The following is a 921-nucleotide window of genomic DNA, read 5'->3' as shown; positions in this document are numbered from 1 at the left end:
TGAGCCCTTTTCATCCTGCGTAGCGGTTGGCGTCGACGTGGTGGAGAACGAGGATGGCCTGCACGATCGTGGTCGCTCGTCGTGGGCAGCAACGCAGCTTGGCCAGGACCTTCCAGGTCTTAAGCGTGGCGATCGCCCGTTCGCCGCGGGCGCGGATCTTCGCGTGGGCGCGGTTCACGGCCTTCTGCCGGCGTGACAGCTTGGGCCGGAAGCGGCGCCGCTTGAACGGCGTGTGCACGCTCCCGCCGGCTCCCTGATAGCCCTTGTCCGCGAAGGTCATCACATCAGAGCTGGTCAGCGCCTCGATGATGCCGTGGGTCCGGGCTGCGGTCAGGTCGTGGAACGAGCCGGGTAGTGCCGGCGAAGCCCAGACGAGGCGGCCAGCCGCGTCGGTGATGACCTGCACGTTCACGCCGTGGCGCTTATGTTTTCCGGAGTAGTACGGCCTCTGGTCGGCAACCCGGTCGATCGGAATCAGGGTGCCGTCCAGGATCGCGTACGCCAGCCGGCGGATCCGGTCCATGGCGGTGGCCAGGTCATCGGCGGTCGACGCGAGCAGGGCTACAGCTTCCTGCACGTACCGCCATGCGGTACTCACGCCGACGGCGAACCCGGCAGCCAGGCGGGTGTAGGTATCACCGTTGCGCAGGTGAGCCAGAGCGAGCAGTGCTTGCCGTCCCGCGTCGAGGCGTCGCCACCTGGATCGACGCTGGTTGCGGTGGCTGCGGATACGGTCAGCGAGGTGGTTCAGCGTCCGGCTGGACAACGAGATCGTGGACGGGTAAGACAGCACAGGCGAGGCTCCCGTGTTGGGGCATCGGGTTTTGGTCGATTTGCTGTCTTACCTGGAGCCTCGCCCTCATCGATCACCGGGCTACGCACACCGTCCCTGACCTGCAAGATCAGGTTGGAAAACGCTCA

General features: G+C 66.0%; 1 protein-coding gene. It reads right to left on the bottom strand.

Annotated elements, in window-relative coordinates:
• Positions 1-10: 10 nt before the first annotated feature.
• Entirely contained in the window at positions 11-793 is a 783-nt protein-coding gene (locus ENC19_RS29205) for a transposase family protein (protein WP_164446258.1), read from the bottom strand.
• Positions 794-921 lie beyond the last annotated feature (128 nt).

The organism is Verrucosispora sioxanthis, from assembly GCF_010560025.1.
Classification (GTDB): Bacteria; Actinomycetota; Actinomycetes; order Mycobacteriales; family Micromonosporaceae; genus Micromonospora; species Micromonospora palythoicola.
Note: the sequence above shows the minus strand (reverse complement) of the source record. Positions and strands in the feature narration are given on the sequence as shown.